The sequence below is a fragment of the Pseudomonas sp. S10E 269 genome (genome assembly GCF_002798465.1).
Lineage (GTDB): Bacteria > Pseudomonadota > Gammaproteobacteria > Pseudomonadales > Pseudomonadaceae > Aquipseudomonas > Aquipseudomonas pergaminensis.
On the sequence record NZ_PHIJ01000001.1, the window covers coordinates 3,660,734 to 3,675,971 of the forward strand.

Sequence of the window (15,238 nt, forward strand, 5' to 3'; positions counted from 1 at the left end):
GGGGTTACTCCGCGTTCGCTGCCAGTTGTTGCAACACCTGCATGGCCCGCTCGGCATCGGCACGGCCGACGAACAGGTGATCGTGGTAGTAGCCGGCAATCACGTTGCAACTGATGCCGGCCTTGCCCAGCGCGCTGGCGAAGGCGGCGGTCAGGCCCACGGCTTCCAGGGCCGAGTGCACATTCAAAGTGATCCACGCGGCGACGTAGTCAAAGGCCAGCCCGGCCTGTTGCGCCTGCTGGCGTTCGACGATCAAGGTCAGGCCTTCCTGCTCGCGGAAGCTGCCGATCACCTCGCACCCGGCCGGGATCTGGTGATCGGGCAGGGTGCAGAACACGTAGTCACCTTCATTAAGGTGGGGGCTCATGCTGCGCAGCAGGGTTGCCAGGGCGGTTTCGCCAGCCATGGGGAGGTTCCTTTAATAAAGAGAGAAGCGATGCTGGCTATTCTCAGGGTGCAGGCTGTATAAGAAAAACCAATATTGCTGATCGCTCATTAGAGAAACTGATGTTCGACTATAAATTGCTCTCGGCCCTGGCGGCGGTGGTGGAACAGGCGGGCTTCGAGCGCGCCGCTCAGGTGCTGGGGTTGTCGCAGTCGGCGATCTCCCAGCGCATCAAGCTGTTGGAAGCGCGCATCGGCCAACCGGTATTGGTGCGGGCCACGCCGCCGACGCCCACCGATATTGGCCGTCGTCTGCTCAACCATGTGCAGCAGGTGCGCTTGCTGGAACGTGACCTGCAAAGCCAGGTGCCCGCGCTGGACGAGGAGGGCATGCCCGAACGCCTGCGCATCGCGTTGAACGCCGACAGCCTCGCCACCTGGTGGGCCGAGGCCGTCAGCGACTTTTGCGCCGAGCAGCATCTGCTGCTGGATCTGGTCGTCGAGGACCAGACCGTGGGCCTCAAACGCATGCGTGCCGGCGAGGTAGCAGCCTGTATCTGCGCCAGCGAGCGCCCGGTGGCGGGCGCGCGCAGCCTATTGCTGGGTGCCATGCGCTATCGCGCGCTGGCCAGCCCGGCCTTTATCGCCCGGCACTTCCCGGATGGCGTGCGCGCCGATCAACTGGCGCGCACGCCGGCTTTGGTGTTCGGCCCGGACGATTTCCTGCAACACCGCTACCTGGCTTCACTCGGGGTGGACGGCGGTTTCGAGCACCATTTATGCCCATCGTCCGAAGGCTTTATCCGCCTGACCGAAGCCGGCCTTGGCTGGGGGCTGGTGCCGGAATTGCAGGTACGCGACCAACTGGAAAAGGGCATATTGGTCGAGTTATTGCCAGATAAGCCCATCGATGTACCGTTGTACTGGCATCATTGGCGCAGTGGCGGGCAACTGCTGGGCTTGTTGACCGACCACCTGGCCCAGGCGTGTGGCCAATGGTTGGTGCCGTTGGAGTGATGGCGTGCGTCAAGGCAACAGCGATGAAAAACGAAAGAACACGGGGTAATACATGAAGATTCTGGTCACCGGCGCAAGCGGCTTCATTGGTGGACGCTTTGCGCGTTTCGCCTTGGAGCAGGGCCTGGACGTGCGGGTCAACGGGCGACGTGCCGAAGGTGTGGAGCATCTGGTCAGGCGCGGCGCCGAGTTTATCCAGGGTGATTTGAATGACGCTGACCTGGTGCGCGACCTGTGCCGCGATGTCGAGGCCGTGGTGCATTGCGCCGGCGCCGTCGGGCTATGGGGCAAGTACCAGGACTTTCATCAAGGCAACGTGCTGGTGACCGAGAACGTTGTGGAAGCCTGCCTTAAGGAGCGTGTCGGCCGGTTGGTGCACCTATCTTCGCCGTCGATCTATTTTGATGGCCGCGACCACCTGGGCCTGACCGAAGAACAAGTACCCAAGCGATTCAAGCATCCCTATGCCGCCACCAAGTACCTGGCCGAGCAGAAGGTGTTTGGTGCCCAGGAGTTCGGCCTCGAAGTGCTGGCCCTGCGCCCGCGCTTCGTGACTGGCGCCGGCGACATGAGCATCTTCCCGCGCCTGCTGAAAATGCAACGCAAGAACCGCCTGGCCATTGTTGGCGACGGCCTGAACAAAGTCGATTTCACCAGCGTGCACAACCTCAACGAAGCGCTGCTCAGCAGCCTGCTCGCCACGGGCTCGGCGCTGGGCAAGGCCTACAACATCAGCAACGGTACGCCTGTGCCGGTGTGGGACGTGGTCAACTACGTGATGCGCCAGATGGAGCTGCCGCAGGTGACGCGGTATCGGTCCTACGGTTTGTCCTACAGCATGGCGGCGGTCAACGAAGCCTTTTGCGCGATGTGGCCCGGCCGCCCGGAACCGGCGTTGTCGCGCCTGGGCATGCAGGTGATGAACAAAGATTTCACCCTCGACATCAGCCGTGCCAGGCATTATCTGGACTACGAGCCTAAAGTCAGCCTGTGGACCGCCCTCGACGAGTTCTGCAGTTGGTGGAAAGCCCAGGATCCGGGGTTCAAGTAAGCACACAAGAGGCAACACTTCGGGAACCGAATTTGGCATTCCAGGTCGATCAGTGCGCCGGGAACGCGGTTTATACTCCCGTCGCTCGCCCCTTCACCGATTCAGGGTTGATTCATGCGTAATGATGCTAAAGACGACTTCGACAACGTTCCCAGCCTGCGGGCGGATGTCGGGGATGACGATGATTTCGAACCTTCTCCCGCCACCTCGGTGCGTTCGCGCACAACCAAGGTGGTCAAGGTCAAGAGCGCCAGCACCGGCCCATTGTGGGCCTTGATCGGCGCGCTGCTGATCGCCTTTGCGGGCCTGGCCTGGTGGAGCTTCCAGCAGATTTCCCTGATGGGCCAGCAGTTGGTTGCCACCCAGGAAAGCTTTGCGCGCATCAGCGAAGAAGCGGCGGGGCGCCTGCAGGATATTTCCGGCAAGGTGGTGGCCAGTGAAGCCAGCGTCAACAATGGCAGCGAAGCGTTGAAATTGCAGATCAAGCAACTCGAAAGCCAATTGCTGGAGCAGGGCAAGCAGCAAATCGGCGTGGCCGGCCAGGCCACCGAGCTGGACAAGCGCCTGGCCCAGATGACCGCCAGTACCACTGAGCTGTCCAACGCCAACAGCAAATTGCAAGGCCAGGTCCAGGCGTTGACCGATGCCGTGGCGACCCTCAAGGCGGCGCAAGGTGATGCCGGCAAGCGCGATACCGAGATCAAGGAACTGACCGCTGACGTGGCCGCCTTGAAGAAACAGGGTAACCCGAGCGCGGCCATTGCCCGTATCGAGCAGGACCTTGTGGTACTCAAGAGCGCCCAGGACAACCAGCCGGCCAACAGTGATGCGCCTACCAACAAAGAGTTCGACGTGTTCCGCATCCAGACCACGCGCAACATCACCACGTTGCAGAGCCAGGTGCAGACCCTCAACCAACAGCTCAACGCGCCGGCGAAGATCACCCCCCTCGGCCAATAAGGGCGCTGACAGAAATGTCACCATCTGGTGACATTTCCCATCCCCTTCGTTACTTGCCCCCACCTCGCCCTTGTTTAGACTCCGGTCATCCCACAAAAAATAATAAGGGCCACCCATGACCACGCAACCACTGCCTGCCAGCAGTTGGCTGAACGCGCCTGCCCATCACGCCTGGCTCGCCGCCGAAGGCCAGCGCCTGCTGGCATTTGCCAAGGCTTCTCGACTGCCCGATGGCTTTGGCAACCTGGACGATAAAGGCCAGTTGCCCGCCGACGCCCACGCCGAAACCATGAACACCGCCCGCATGACCCACAGCTTCGCCATGGCGCACGCCTTGGGCTTGCCCGGGTATGCCGACCTGGTGGCGCACGGTGTGGCCGCCCTGAGTGGCCCATTGCGTGACAGTGAGCACGGTGGCTGGTTCGCCGCACCCCACGCCCTCGATGGCAACCGTGGCAAAGCTGCCTACCTGCACGCCTTCGTTGCCTTGGCCGCCAGCTCTGCGGTGGTAGCCGGCGCTCCTGGTGCGCAAAACCTGCTCAATGACGCCATCCATATCATCGACCAGTTTTTCTGGAGCGAAGAGGAGGGCGTGATGCTCGAGTCCTTTGCCCAGGACTGGAGCGGCGTCGAGGCTTATCGCGGCGCCAACAGCAACATGCACGCCACCGAAGCCTTTCTTGCCCTGGCCGATGTAACGGGTGACACCCGCTGGCTGGACCGCGCGCAGCGTATCGTCGAGCGTGTGATCCACACCCACGCCGCCGGCAACCAGTTCATGGTGATCGAGCATTTCGACGTTCATTGGCAACCCTTGCTCGGCTACAACGAAGACAACCCCGCCGACGGCTTTCGCCCGTACGGCATCACTCCCGGCCACGGCTTCGAATGGGCGCGACTGCTGCTGCACCTGGAAGCTGCGCGCCTGCAAGCCGGGCTGGCGACGCCCGAGTGGCTGGTGGGCGACGCCAAGGGCTTGTTCGCCAGCGCTTGTGAATACGCCTGGTCCGTGGATGGTGCCCCCGGCATCGTCTACACCCTGGACTGGAACCACCGCCCGGTCGTGCGCGAGCGCCTGCACTGGACCCATGCCGAAGCCAGTGCCGCTGCCCAGGCCTTGCTCAAGCGCACCGGCGAGTTGCACTACGAGACCTGGTACCGGCGGTTCTGGGAGTTTTGCGAAACCCACTTTATCGACCGCACCCACGGCAGTTGGCACCACGAACTCAGCCCGCACAATCAACCGAGCAGCAACATCTGGGGCGGCAAGCCGGACCTGTACCATGCCTGGCAAGCGGTGGTGCTGCCTGCACTGCCCTTGGCACCCAGCATGTGCAGTGCCATCGGGGTTGGGCGTTATGTCACCAGCTGGTGACATTTGTGCATCCCTTTGTTACCTGCGCCTCAAAAATCCATGTTTAAACTCCGTGCAGCGCAAGCCATAGACTTGCATGCATAACAACAAGAAAAGGTACTCAGATGAACGCGATTAATCGCCTCGCCGTTGCTATTTCCATTGCCTCGTTGTTTCCCCTCAGTGCATTTGCCGCCGACTCGAAAGGGACGGTTGAAGTTGTGCATTGGTGGACCTCGGGTGGTGAGAAGGCGGCTGTAGATGTCCTGAAGGCCCAAGTTGAGAAAGACGGCTTCACCTGGAAAGACGGTGCCGTCGCAGGTGGCGGTGGCGCCACGGCCATGACCGTGCTGAAAAGCCGCGCGGTCGCCGGTAACCCGCCAGGCGTTGCCCAGATCAAAGGCCCCGACATCCAGGAATGGGCGTCCACTGGCCTGCTCGACACCGACGTACTCAAAGACGTCGCCAAAGAAGAAAAGTGGGACTCCCTGCTCGACAAGAAAGTCTCCGATACCGTGAAGTACGACGGTGACTACGTCGCCGTACCGGTCAACATCCACCGCGTGAACTGGCTGTGGATCAACCCGGAAGTCTTCAAGAAGGCCGGTATCACCAAGAACCCGACCACCCTCGAAGAATTCTACGCAGCCGGCGACAAGCTGAAAGCCGCAGGCTTCATTCCGCTCGCCCACGGTGGCCAGCCTTGGCAGGACAGCACTGTGTTTGAAGCGGTGGTGTTGTCGGTGATGGGTGCCGACGGCTACAAGAAAGCCCTGGTCGACCTGGATAACGGCGCACTGACCGGTCCGGAAATGGTCAAGGCTCTGACCGAGCTGAAGAAAGTCGCGACCTACATGGACGTCGATGGTAAAGGTCAGGACTGGAACCTCGAAGCGGGCAAGGTCATCAACGGCAAGGCCGGCATGCAGATCATGGGTGACTGGGCCAAGTCCGAATGGACCGCTGCCAAGAAAGTCGCCGGCAAAGACTACGAGTGTGTAGCTTTCCCGGGCACCGACAAAGCCTTCACCTACAACATCGACTCCCTGGCGGTGTTCAAGCAGAAAGACAAAGGCACTGCTGCGGGTCAGCAGGACATCGCCAAAGTCGTGCTGGGTGAAAACTTCCAGAAAGTGTTCAGCATCAACAAGGGCTCGATCCCTGTGCGTAACGACATGCTGAACAAAATGGACTCCTACGGCTTCGACTCCTGCGCCCAGACCGCTGCCAAGGACTTCCTGGCAGACGCCAAGACCGGCGGCCTGCAGCCAAGCATGGCGCACAACATGGCCACTACCCTGGCAGTGCAAGGTGCGTTCTTTGATGTCGTGACCAACTACATCAACGACCCGAAAGCCGACCCGGCCGACACCGCCAAGAAACTTGGCGCTGCGATCAAATCGGCCAAGTAACGTCTGGTAACGGCTTTTTGTAGGAGCCGGGCTTGTGTGGGAGCGGGCTTGCTCGCGAAGGCATCACCGCGGTGTAACGGTTACACCGCGCCGCCCGCTTCGCGAGCAAGCCCGCTCCCACACAAAGCCAGCGTCACAAGGTTTATTGGCTGGTCCTTTTTCCCTGTATTGGATTTTCCCATGAGTTCTGTTGCTGTGTTCAGCAAAGCCTCGCCGTTCGATGCACTGCAGCGCTGGCTACCCAAACTGGTGCTGGCGCCCAGCATGTTCATCGTGTTGGTGGGCTTCTACGGCTACATCCTGTGGACGTTTGTACTCTCGTTCACCAATTCCACGTTCCTGCCAAGCTACAAATGGGCGGGCCTTGCGCAATACGCGCGGTTGTTCGACAACGACCGCTGGTGGGTAGCGAGCAAGAACCTGGCCGTGTTTGGCGGGATGTTCATCGGCATCACGCTAGTGATTGGCGTGACCCTGGCGATCTTCCTCGACCAGAAGATCCGCCGCGAAGGCTTTATCCGCACCATTTACCTGTACCCGATGGCGCTCTCGATGATCGTCACCGGTACCGCCTGGAAATGGCTGCTCAACCCGGGCATGGGCCTGGACAAACTCCTGCGTGACTGGGGCTGGGAAGGCTTCCGTCTCGACTGGCTGATCGACCCGGACCGCGTGGTCTACTGCCTGGTGATCGCCGCTGTCTGGCAAGCCTCCGGCTTCATCATGGCGATGTTCCTCGCGGGCCTGCGCGGTGTCGATCAATCGATCGTGCGTGCCGCGCAGATCGACGGTGCGAGTCTGCCGCGCATTTACTGGAGCGTGGTGCTGCCAAGCCTGCGTCCGGTGTTCTTCAGTGCGGTGATGATCCTGGCGCACATTGCGATCAAGAGCTTCGACCTGGTGGCGGCGATGACGGCTGGCGGCCCCGGCTACTCGTCCGACCTGCCGGCGATGTTCATGTACTCGTTCACCTTCAGCCGTGGCCAGATGGGCATGGGTTCGGCCAGTGCCATCCTGATGCTCGGTGCGATCCTCGCGATCATCGTGCCTTACCTCTATTCCGAGCTGAGGACCAAACGTAATGACTAGTCTCGCCTCCAAATCACCTATCAGCCTGAGTCGCATCGCGATCTACGCGGTGCTGATCCTTGCCGTGCTGCTGTACCTGGTGCCGCTGGTGGTGATGCTGCTGACCAGCTTCAAGACCCCGGAAGACATCAGCACCGGCAACCTGCTGAGCTGGCCGACCGTGGTCTCCGGCCTCGGCTGGGTCAAGGCCTGGGCCACCGTGGATGGCTACTTCTGGAACTCGATCAAGATCACCGTTCCAGCCGTACTGATCTCCACTGCCATCGGTGCATTGAACGGTTATGTGCTGTCGTTCTGGCGCTTCAAAGGCTCGCAGCTGTTTTTCGGCCTGCTGTTGTTTGGCTGCTTCCTGCCGTTCCAGACCGTGCTGCTGCCGGCGTCGTTCACCCTCGGCAAGATGGGCCTGGCCAGCACCACCACCGGCCTGGTGTTTGTGCACGTGGTCTACGGGCTGGCGTTTACCACGCTGTTCTTCCGTAACTACTACGTGAGCATTCCGGATGCGCTGATCAAGGCCGCGCGTTTGGACGGTGCGGGATTCTTCACCATCTTCCGTCAGATCATTCTGCCGATGTCGACCCCGATCATCATGGTCTGCCTGATCTGGCAGTTCACCCAGATCTGGAACGACTTCCTGTTCGGTGTGGTGTTCTCCAGTGGCGACTCCCAGCCCATCACGGTGGCGCTGAACAACCTGGTCAACACCAGCACCGGGGCCAAGGAATATAACGTGGATATGGCGGCGGCGATGATCGCCGGGCTGCCGACCCTGCTGGTCTATGTGATCGCAGGCAAGTATTTCGTGCGCGGCCTCACGGCCGGCGCGGTCAAGGGGTAATCATGGCTACGCTTGAACTTCGCAATGTAAACAAGACCTATGGCGCCGGCCTGCCCGACACCTTGAAGAACATCGAACTGTCGATCAAGGAAGGCGAATTCCTGATCCTGGTCGGCCCTTCGGGGTGCGGTAAATCCACGCTGATGAACTGCATCGCCGGCCTTGAGACCATCACCGGCGGCGCGATCATGATCGGCGACCAGGACGTGAGTGGCATGAGCCCCAAGGACCGTGACATCGCCATGGTGTTCCAGTCCTACGCGTTGTACCCGACCATGAGCGTGCGCGAGAACATCGAGTTCGGCCTCAAGATCCGCAAGATGCCCCAGGCGGATATCGACGCCGAAGTGGCACGCGTGGCCAAGCTGCTGCAGATCGAACACCTGCTCAACCGCAAGCCGGGCCAGCTCTCCGGCGGCCAGCAACAGCGCGTTGCCATGGGCCGTGCCCTGGCGCGTCGGCCGAAGATCTACCTGTTCGACGAACCGCTGTCCAACCTCGACGCCAAGCTGCGCGTCGAGATGCGCACCGAAATGAAACTGATGCACCAGCGCCTCAAGACCACCACGGTCTACGTGACCCACGACCAGATCGAAGCGATGACCCTGGGCGACAAGGTAGCGGTGATGAAGGACGGCATCATCCAGCAGTTCGGCACCCCAAAAGAGATCTACAACAACCCGGCCAACCAGTTCGTGGCGAGCTTCATTGGTTCGCCACCGATGAACTTCGTGCCCCTGCGCCTGCAACGCAAGGACGGTCGCCTGGTGGCCCTGCTCGACAGCGGCCAGGCCCGTTGCGAGCTGGCGCTGAACACCACAGACGCCGGCCTCGAAGACCGCGACGTGATCCTCGGCTTGCGTCCGGAGCAAATCATGCTGGCGGTGGGCGAGGCCAACAGTGCCTCAAGCATTCGTGCCGAAGTCCAGGTGACCGAGCCGACTGGCCCGGACACCCTGGTGTTTGTGCAGCTCAATGACACCAAGGTCTGCTGCCGCCTGGCACCCGACGTGGCTCCGCAGGTGGGCGAGACCCTGACCCTGCAATTCGATCCTTCCAAGGTACTGCTGTTCGACGCCAACACGGGCGAGCGACTGGGCACTGTGCAGTCACAGCCTGTCCCTGTGGGAGCCGGGCTTGCCCGCGATGGCATCACTGCGTTGTAACTGAAGGACCGAGTTGCCTGCATCGCGGGCAAGCCCGGCTCCCACAGAAGCAGATAAGTTGTTGTTTTAGATAAAAAAAGTAAACCGCGTTAGATAAAAACAGTTTAATAACAATAAAGACGAGGATGTAGGGATGAAAAAGCAACACAACAACACTCGGCTGATCTGCCAACTGTCAGCTGCAGCAGCCCTGGTATTGTCCGCCAATGCGATGGCAGACGATGCATTCAGCTCCAGTTCCAAGTGGATGACGGGCGATTGGGGTGGCGAGCGTACCAAGCTGATCGAGCAAGGTATCGACATCAAGGCTGACTACGTTGGGGAGATGGGCTACAACGCCCATGGCGGCTACAACGACGACAAGACCGGTCGCTACTCTGACCAGTTCGGTCTCGGTGTGGCACTCGACCTGCAAAAGCTGTGGGGCTGGGATAACACCCAGGCCAAGATCCAGTTGACCAACCGTAATGGCCAAAACATCTCCAACGACCGTATCGGCGACCCGCGTGCCGGCACCTTGAGCTCGTCTCAAGAGGTCTACGGTCGTGGCCATATGGTGCGTCTGACCCAGTTCTGGATTCAGCACCAGATGTTCGACAACAAGCTGGACGTGAAACTCGGTTACTTCGGCGAAGGCGAAGACTTCAACACCTTCCCATGCGACTTCCAGAACCTGTCGTTCTGCGGCTCGCAAGTGGGTAACTACGTCAACACCTGGTACAACTGGCCCGTTAGCCAGGCCGCGATCCGCGTGAAGTACAACATCACGCCAGAGCTGTACGCGCAGATCGGTGCGTACAACCAGAACCCTTCGCAGCTGGAGCACGGCAACGGCTTCAAACTCAGCGGCAGCGGCACCAAGGGCACCGTGATTCCGGTGGAATTGGTCTGGTCGCCGAAGGTCAACAGCCTGCCGGGCGAATACCGTGTGGGTTACTACAAGAGCGCGGCTGATGCCTCTGACGTCCGTGAAGACATCAACGGCAACGATGCGGCTACCACTGGCGCGGCTTACCGTACCCGCAGCAGCAAGAAAGGCTACTGGTTCGTTGCCCAACAGCAACTCACCACGCATAACGGCGACGCTTCCCGCGGCCTGAACATCGCAGCCAACGCCACCTTCCACGACAAGGAAACCAACCTGGTCGACAACTACCAGTCGATCATGCTGGTGTACAAAGGCCCATTCGACGCGCGTCCAAAAGACGACATCGGTATTGGCGTGGCTCGCCTGCACGTGAATGATGACGTGAAGAAAAACTCTGAACTGCTCAACGCCGCCAATGGCGTGAGCGACTATGACAACCCGCTGTACACGCCGATTCGCGAGACCGAGTACAACGTCGAACTCAACTACGGCATCAAGGTGACCAACTGGCTGACCGTGCGTCCCAACCTGCAATACGTCGTCCAGCCTGGCGGCGTGGACAAAGTCGACAACGCGTTGGTAGCCGGCCTGAAAATCCAGTCTACGTTCTAACGCTGTTGCGATAAGCTCCTCCTCTCTGTGCGCATTTTGCGGGTAGCCATGGCTACCCGCTTTTTTTGTGTGGGAGCTGGCTTGACTGCGATGGCATCACTTTGGTTTATCTGAAGCACCGAGTTGCCTGCATCGCAGGCAAGCCAGCGCCTACAAAGAATTTCAGGACCGGGCACATGCATGAGCAACCGCTGCAACGCTTTTTCAAATCCCTGCGCGAGCGACCGGTGTTCGCCTGGGAGCGCTTTCAGATGCGCGATGTGTTGGTGATCGACCATCCGCTGTGCCAGGCGGTGTTCAGTCGCCAGGGCGCGCAATTGCTGCACTTTCAGCCTACCGGTCAAAAGCCTTGGTTGTGGTGTGCGGCCAAGTGGCCGCAAGTCGGCGCCATCCGAGGTGGCGTGCCGGTGTGCTGGCCGTGGTATGGCCGTCACCCGAGCGAAAACGCCTGGCCGTCCCATGGCTGGGCGAGGCTGATTGACTGGAAACTGCTCGACAGCAGCACCGACGACGACGGCGTCCGCCTGCACTGGCAATTGCAACTGTGTGACTGGCAGGTCGACCTGCACGCGCACCTGGGCGAAACCCTGGAACTGCGCCTGAGCACCGAGCATCAGGATGAGCTGCCGTGCCAGTTGAGCCACGCTTTGCATGCTTACTGGCGTATTGGTCACGTCGATGAGATAGCGCTGTCTGGACTTGACGGTGCCCAGGGTTACGACCAGCTCAATCGCCAGGTCTGCCAGCAGGAAGGCGAGCTACGCGTGGAGGGCGGGTGCCAGCGGGTGTTCCAGCACGAGGGTGAATTGCAGCTCAAGGACCACGCCTGGCAGCGTGAACTGTGCATCGACACCGGCGACAGCGCCGACACAGTGGTGTGGCACCCAGGCAGCCGGCCGCTGTTGGGCGTGAGCTTCAACGAGGCGTCGGGGTTTGTGTGTGTGGAGTCGGCGATGGCGGGGGCGAGCCTGGCGCCGGGGGAGAGGGCGCATCTCAGTCTGCAGGCAAGAGCGGGGGTTTAGCGTGGCATTGCGATTGTTGTGGGCGGGCTTGTTGTGGTGAGCGGGCTTGCCCCGCGCTGGGCTGCGAAGCAGCCCCATTACAGGCGCTGTGTATGTACCTGATGTACCGAGGTGCCCGTTTTTCAGGGCGGCTTCGCCACCCAGCGCGGGGCAAGCCCGCTCACCACATACAAACTCCCTCTCACCGGCAGCGGTGTTGCAGGCTTAGTTGAACTCATCCCCCACCGGATACCGGCTGTCATTCAAGCTCTCTTTGATCTTGCGCAGATGCGGCTGGAAATCCACCCCGCGCCGCAGGGTCATGCCGGTTGCCAGCACATCCAGCACCGTCAGTTGGATGATCCGCGAGGTCATCGGCATGTAGATATCGGTGTCTTCCGGCAGCGGAATATTCAGGCTCACGGTACTGGCCTTGGCCAGCGGCGAGTTCTCGGCAGTCACGCCCAGCACTGAAGCGCCGTTCTCCCGCGCGATACGCGCCACTTCCACCAATTCACGGGTACGCCCGGTGTAGGAAATAATCACGAACAGTTCACCGGTGTGCGCCACCGAGGCGATCATGCGTTGCATCAGCACGTCCGCGTGCGCGGTCACCGCCAAGTTGAAGCGGAAGAATTTGTGCAGCGCATCCATGGCCACCGGGGCCGAAGCACCGAGGCCGAAGAAGTGGATCTGCCGCGCTTGGATCAACAGGTCCACGGCCTTGCTGATCAAGTTCGGGTCCAGGGCCTGGCAAGCGCTGTCGAGGGACGCGATGGCACTGCCAAAGATCTTCTGGGTGTAGGCCTCAGGGTTATCATCGGCCTCCACGGCGCGGCTGACATACGCCGCGCCACTGGCCAGGCTTTGCGCCAGCTGCAATTTCAGTTCAGGGTAACCGCTGACACCGAACGAACGGCAAAAACGGTTGACCGTCGGTTCACTGACCGAAGCGGCCTGGGCCAGGGCGGCGATAGAGAAGCGGGTCGCCTGCTGCGGGTTGAGCAGGATGACCTCGGCGACTTTTTTCTCGGCCTTGTTCAATTCTTCGAGGCGGTTCCGGATCTGTTCCAGAAGATTTCGCACGCGGTCCATTCAGTCTTTCCTTCGGGCGACGATGCAAATAAAAGGTGGCAACCAATCGATGAGTGGTCTTTTGCGGTGGCCTATCCTACTGAGGGTAGCTGAACACCACCACTCGGAATGCGTATTTCGGGAAAATGTTGTGGTTATTACTACATTTTTCCTTGAGTGATGCCTTGAAAAAAGGTATTTGTAGCTTAACTTGATAAAAGAACAAACATCATGCCTTCGATAACCGTAGAACCCTGCACCTTTGCCCTGTTTGGCGCCTTGGGTGATCTGGCGCTGCGCAAGTTATTTCCTGCCCTCTATCAACTCGATGGCGCCGCGCTCCTGCACGACGACACGCGCATCCTGGCCCTGGCCCGTGAAGCCGGTTCCGAGCAACAGCACCTGGCGCACATTGAAAAAGAATTGCGTAAATACGTCGGCAAGGAACTGGACGAAACCATCGCCCAGCGTTTCCTGGCGCGGCTGACCTATGTTCACGTCGACTTCATGAAAGCCGATGACTACGTGGCCCTGGCGGAAATCGCCGGCACCGAACAACGCTTGATCGCCTACTTCGCCACCCCGGCGGCGGTGTACGGCGCGATTTGCGAGAACCTGTCCAAGGTCGGCCTGGCGGAAAATACCCGCGTGGTGCTGGAAAAGCCCATCGGTTCGGACCTGGAGTCCTCGCGCAAGGTCAACGACGCCGTGGCGCAGTTCTTTCCGGAGAACCGCACCTACCGCATCGACCACTACCTGGGCAAAGAGACCGTCCAGAACCTGATCGCCCTGCGTTTCGCCAACAGCCTGTTCGAAACCCAGTGGAACCAGAACTACATCTCCCACGTGGAAATCACCGTGGCCGAGCAGGTCGGTATCGAAGGCCGTTGGGGCTATTTCGACAAGGCCGGCCAGCTGCGCGACATGATCCAGAACCACTTGCTGCAGCTGCTGTGCCTGATCGCCATGGACCCGCCGGCCGACCTGTCCGCCGACAGCATCCGCGACGAGAAGGTCAAGGTGCTCAAGGCCCTCGCGCCGATCAGCCCGGACGGCCTGACCACCCAAGTGGTGCGCGGCCAGTACATCGCTGGCTACAGCGCCGGCAAGCCTGTGCCGGGGTACCTGGAGGAAGAGAATTCCAACACCCAGAGCGACACCGAGACCTTCGTCGCCCTGCGTGCCGATATCCGTAACTGGCGTTGGGCCGGGGTGCCGTTCTACCTGCGCACCGGCAAGCGCATGCCGCAGAAGCTGTCGCAGATCGTCATTCACTTCAAGGAACCGTCCCACTACATCTTCGCTCCCGAGCAGCGCCTGCAGATCAGCAACAAACTGATCATCCGCCTGCAGCCGGACGAAGGTATTTCCTTGCGCGTGATGACCAAGGAGCAGGGCCTGGACAAGGGCATGCAACTGCGCAGCGGTCCGCTGCAACTGAATTTTTCCGACACCTATCGCAGCGCCCGGATCCCGGATGCCTACGAGCGGTTGTTGTTGGAAGTAATGCGCGGCAATCAGAACCTGTTTGTTCGCAAAGATGAAATCGAAGCCGCGTGGAAGTGGTGTGACCAGTTGATCGCCGGATGGAAAAAATCCGGTGATGCGCCCAAGCCGTACGCGGCGGGTTCCTGGGGGCCGATGAGCTCGATTGCACTGATCACGCGGGATGGGAGGTCGTGGTATGGCGATATCTGAATTGAAACTGCCCCAGGGCGTCACTCCCCATGAGTACCGCACCCCGGTGCTGTTGGCGGAAGGGCTGGCCAATGACGTGGCCGAGCAGTTGCGCACGGCCATCAGTGCCCGTGGCGAAGCGACCCTGGTGGTGTCCGGTGGCCGTAGCCCCGTAGCGTTTTTCCAGCACCTGGCCAAGCAGGGCCTGGATTGGTCCAAGGTCACCATCACCCTGGCCGACGAGCGTTGGGTGCCGGTGGAACACGCCGACAGCAATGCAGGCCTGTTGAAGCAGCACCTGCTGCAAGGCCCGGCGGCCAAGGCCAGGTTTTTGAGCCTGTACAGCGCTGCCGCCAACCTCGAAGACGCTGCCGAGCAGGCTGACCGCCTGCTGGCCGAATTGCCAGCCATTGATGTGCTGGTCCTGGGCATGGGGGATGACGGCCACACCGCATCGCTGTTTCCCAACAGTCCGAACCTGAGCCAGGCCCTGCAGGCCGACGGTACCCGCCGTTGCTGGCCGATGCTGGCGCCGACCGTGCCCCACCAGCGCCTGACCATGAGTCGCGCATTGCTGGCCACGGCGAACTACACCGTGCTGTCGATTTCCGGCAGTTCGAAATTGACCACCTTGAGCGCCGCGCTGGCCAGTGACGATGTTGCTGCCATGCCGATCCGCGCGTTTTTGCAACCTACTTTAGAGATTTACTGGTGCCCATGAGCCAAGGATCAGCC

14 protein-coding genes are annotated in these 15,238 nt (G+C 60.6%); 12 read left to right on the forward strand and 2 right to left on the reverse strand.

Features of this window, described 5'->3' with window-relative positions:
• Positions 1-4: 4 nt before the first annotated feature.
• Positions 5-406, reverse strand: a complete 402-nt coding sequence (locus tag CWC48_RS17010) for an ACT domain-containing protein (protein ID WP_078049976.1) — start codon at positions 404-406, stop codon at positions 5-7.
• Between the two features lie 101 nt (positions 407-507).
• Between CWC48_RS17010 and CWC48_RS17015 the strand changes: the two genes are divergently transcribed.
• From CWC48_RS17015 to CWC48_RS17060, 10 genes are all read left to right on the forward strand, one after another.
• Complete coding sequence (locus tag CWC48_RS17015; protein ID WP_078049975.1) at positions 508-1,401, forward strand: LysR family transcriptional regulator ArgP; 894 nt, start codon at positions 508-510, stop codon at positions 1,399-1,401.
• Positions 1,402-1,453: 52 nt separating this feature from the next.
• The gene (locus CWC48_RS17020; protein ID WP_100492235.1) at positions 1,454-2,452 is read left to right on the forward strand and encodes an NAD(P)-dependent oxidoreductase; all 999 of its coding nucleotides are present in this window, start codon (positions 1,454-1,456) and stop codon (positions 2,450-2,452) included.
• A gap of 114 nt (positions 2,453-2,566) precedes the next feature.
• The gene (locus CWC48_RS17025) at positions 2,567-3,412 is read left to right on the forward strand and encodes an ATPase (RefSeq protein WP_099494304.1); all 846 of its coding nucleotides are present in this window, start codon (positions 2,567-2,569) and stop codon (positions 3,410-3,412) included.
• A gap of 115 nt (positions 3,413-3,527) precedes the next feature.
• Complete coding sequence (locus tag CWC48_RS17030; protein ID WP_099494305.1) at positions 3,528-4,787, forward strand: AGE family epimerase/isomerase; 1,260 nt, start codon at positions 3,528-3,530, stop codon at positions 4,785-4,787.
• Between the two features lie 104 nt (positions 4,788-4,891).
• Positions 4,892-6,178, forward strand: coding sequence for an ABC transporter substrate-binding protein (locus CWC48_RS17035; protein ID WP_078049971.1), 1,287 nt, complete (start codon positions 4,892-4,894; stop codon positions 6,176-6,178).
• A gap of 180 nt (positions 6,179-6,358) precedes the next feature.
• Complete coding sequence (locus CWC48_RS17040) at positions 6,359-7,267, forward strand: carbohydrate ABC transporter permease (protein ID WP_028617701.1); 909 nt, start codon at positions 6,359-6,361, stop codon at positions 7,265-7,267.
• Entirely contained in the window at positions 7,260-8,105 is an 846-nt protein-coding gene (locus CWC48_RS17045; RefSeq protein WP_100492236.1) for a carbohydrate ABC transporter permease, read from the forward strand. The genes CWC48_RS17040 and CWC48_RS17045 overlap by 8 nt, the downstream gene beginning before the upstream one ends.
• Before the next feature lie 2 nt (positions 8,106-8,107).
• On the forward strand, positions 8,108-9,271 hold the full coding sequence (locus tag CWC48_RS17050) for an ABC transporter ATP-binding protein (protein ID WP_078049969.1): 1,164 nt from the start codon (positions 8,108-8,110) through the stop codon (positions 9,269-9,271).
• A gap of 133 nt (positions 9,272-9,404) precedes the next feature.
• A complete protein-coding gene (locus CWC48_RS17055) occupies positions 9,405-10,751 on the forward strand; it encodes a carbohydrate porin (protein ID WP_078049968.1) in 1,347 nt (448 codons plus the stop codon).
• Positions 10,752-10,927: 176 nt separating this feature from the next.
• Positions 10,928-11,773: a D-hexose-6-phosphate mutarotase gene (locus CWC48_RS17060; protein WP_071489446.1), complete on the forward strand. Its 846-nt coding sequence runs from the start codon at positions 10,928-10,930 to the stop codon at positions 11,771-11,773.
• Positions 11,774-11,977: 204 nt separating this feature from the next.
• On the opposite strand, the gene CWC48_RS17065 is transcribed toward CWC48_RS17060, so the two are convergent.
• The gene (locus CWC48_RS17065) at positions 11,978-12,838 is read right to left on the reverse strand and encodes a MurR/RpiR family transcriptional regulator (RefSeq protein WP_174555598.1); all 861 of its coding nucleotides are present in this window, start codon (positions 12,836-12,838) and stop codon (positions 11,978-11,980) included.
• Positions 12,839-13,057: 219 nt separating this feature from the next.
• Here CWC48_RS17065 and zwf point away from each other — a divergent pair, with 219 nt between their 5' ends.
• Together zwf and pgl are read left to right on the forward strand one after the other, a co-directional pair.
• Complete coding sequence (zwf, locus tag CWC48_RS17070; RefSeq protein ID WP_025858439.1) at positions 13,058-14,524, forward strand: glucose-6-phosphate dehydrogenase; 1,467 nt, start codon at positions 13,058-13,060, stop codon at positions 14,522-14,524.
• Positions 14,511-15,224: a 6-phosphogluconolactonase gene (gene pgl / locus CWC48_RS17075; RefSeq protein ID WP_099494309.1), complete on the forward strand. Its 714-nt coding sequence runs from the start codon at positions 14,511-14,513 to the stop codon at positions 15,222-15,224. Before zwf ends, pgl begins: the two co-directional genes overlap by 14 nt.
• The last annotated feature ends 14 nt before the right edge of the window (positions 15,225-15,238 follow it).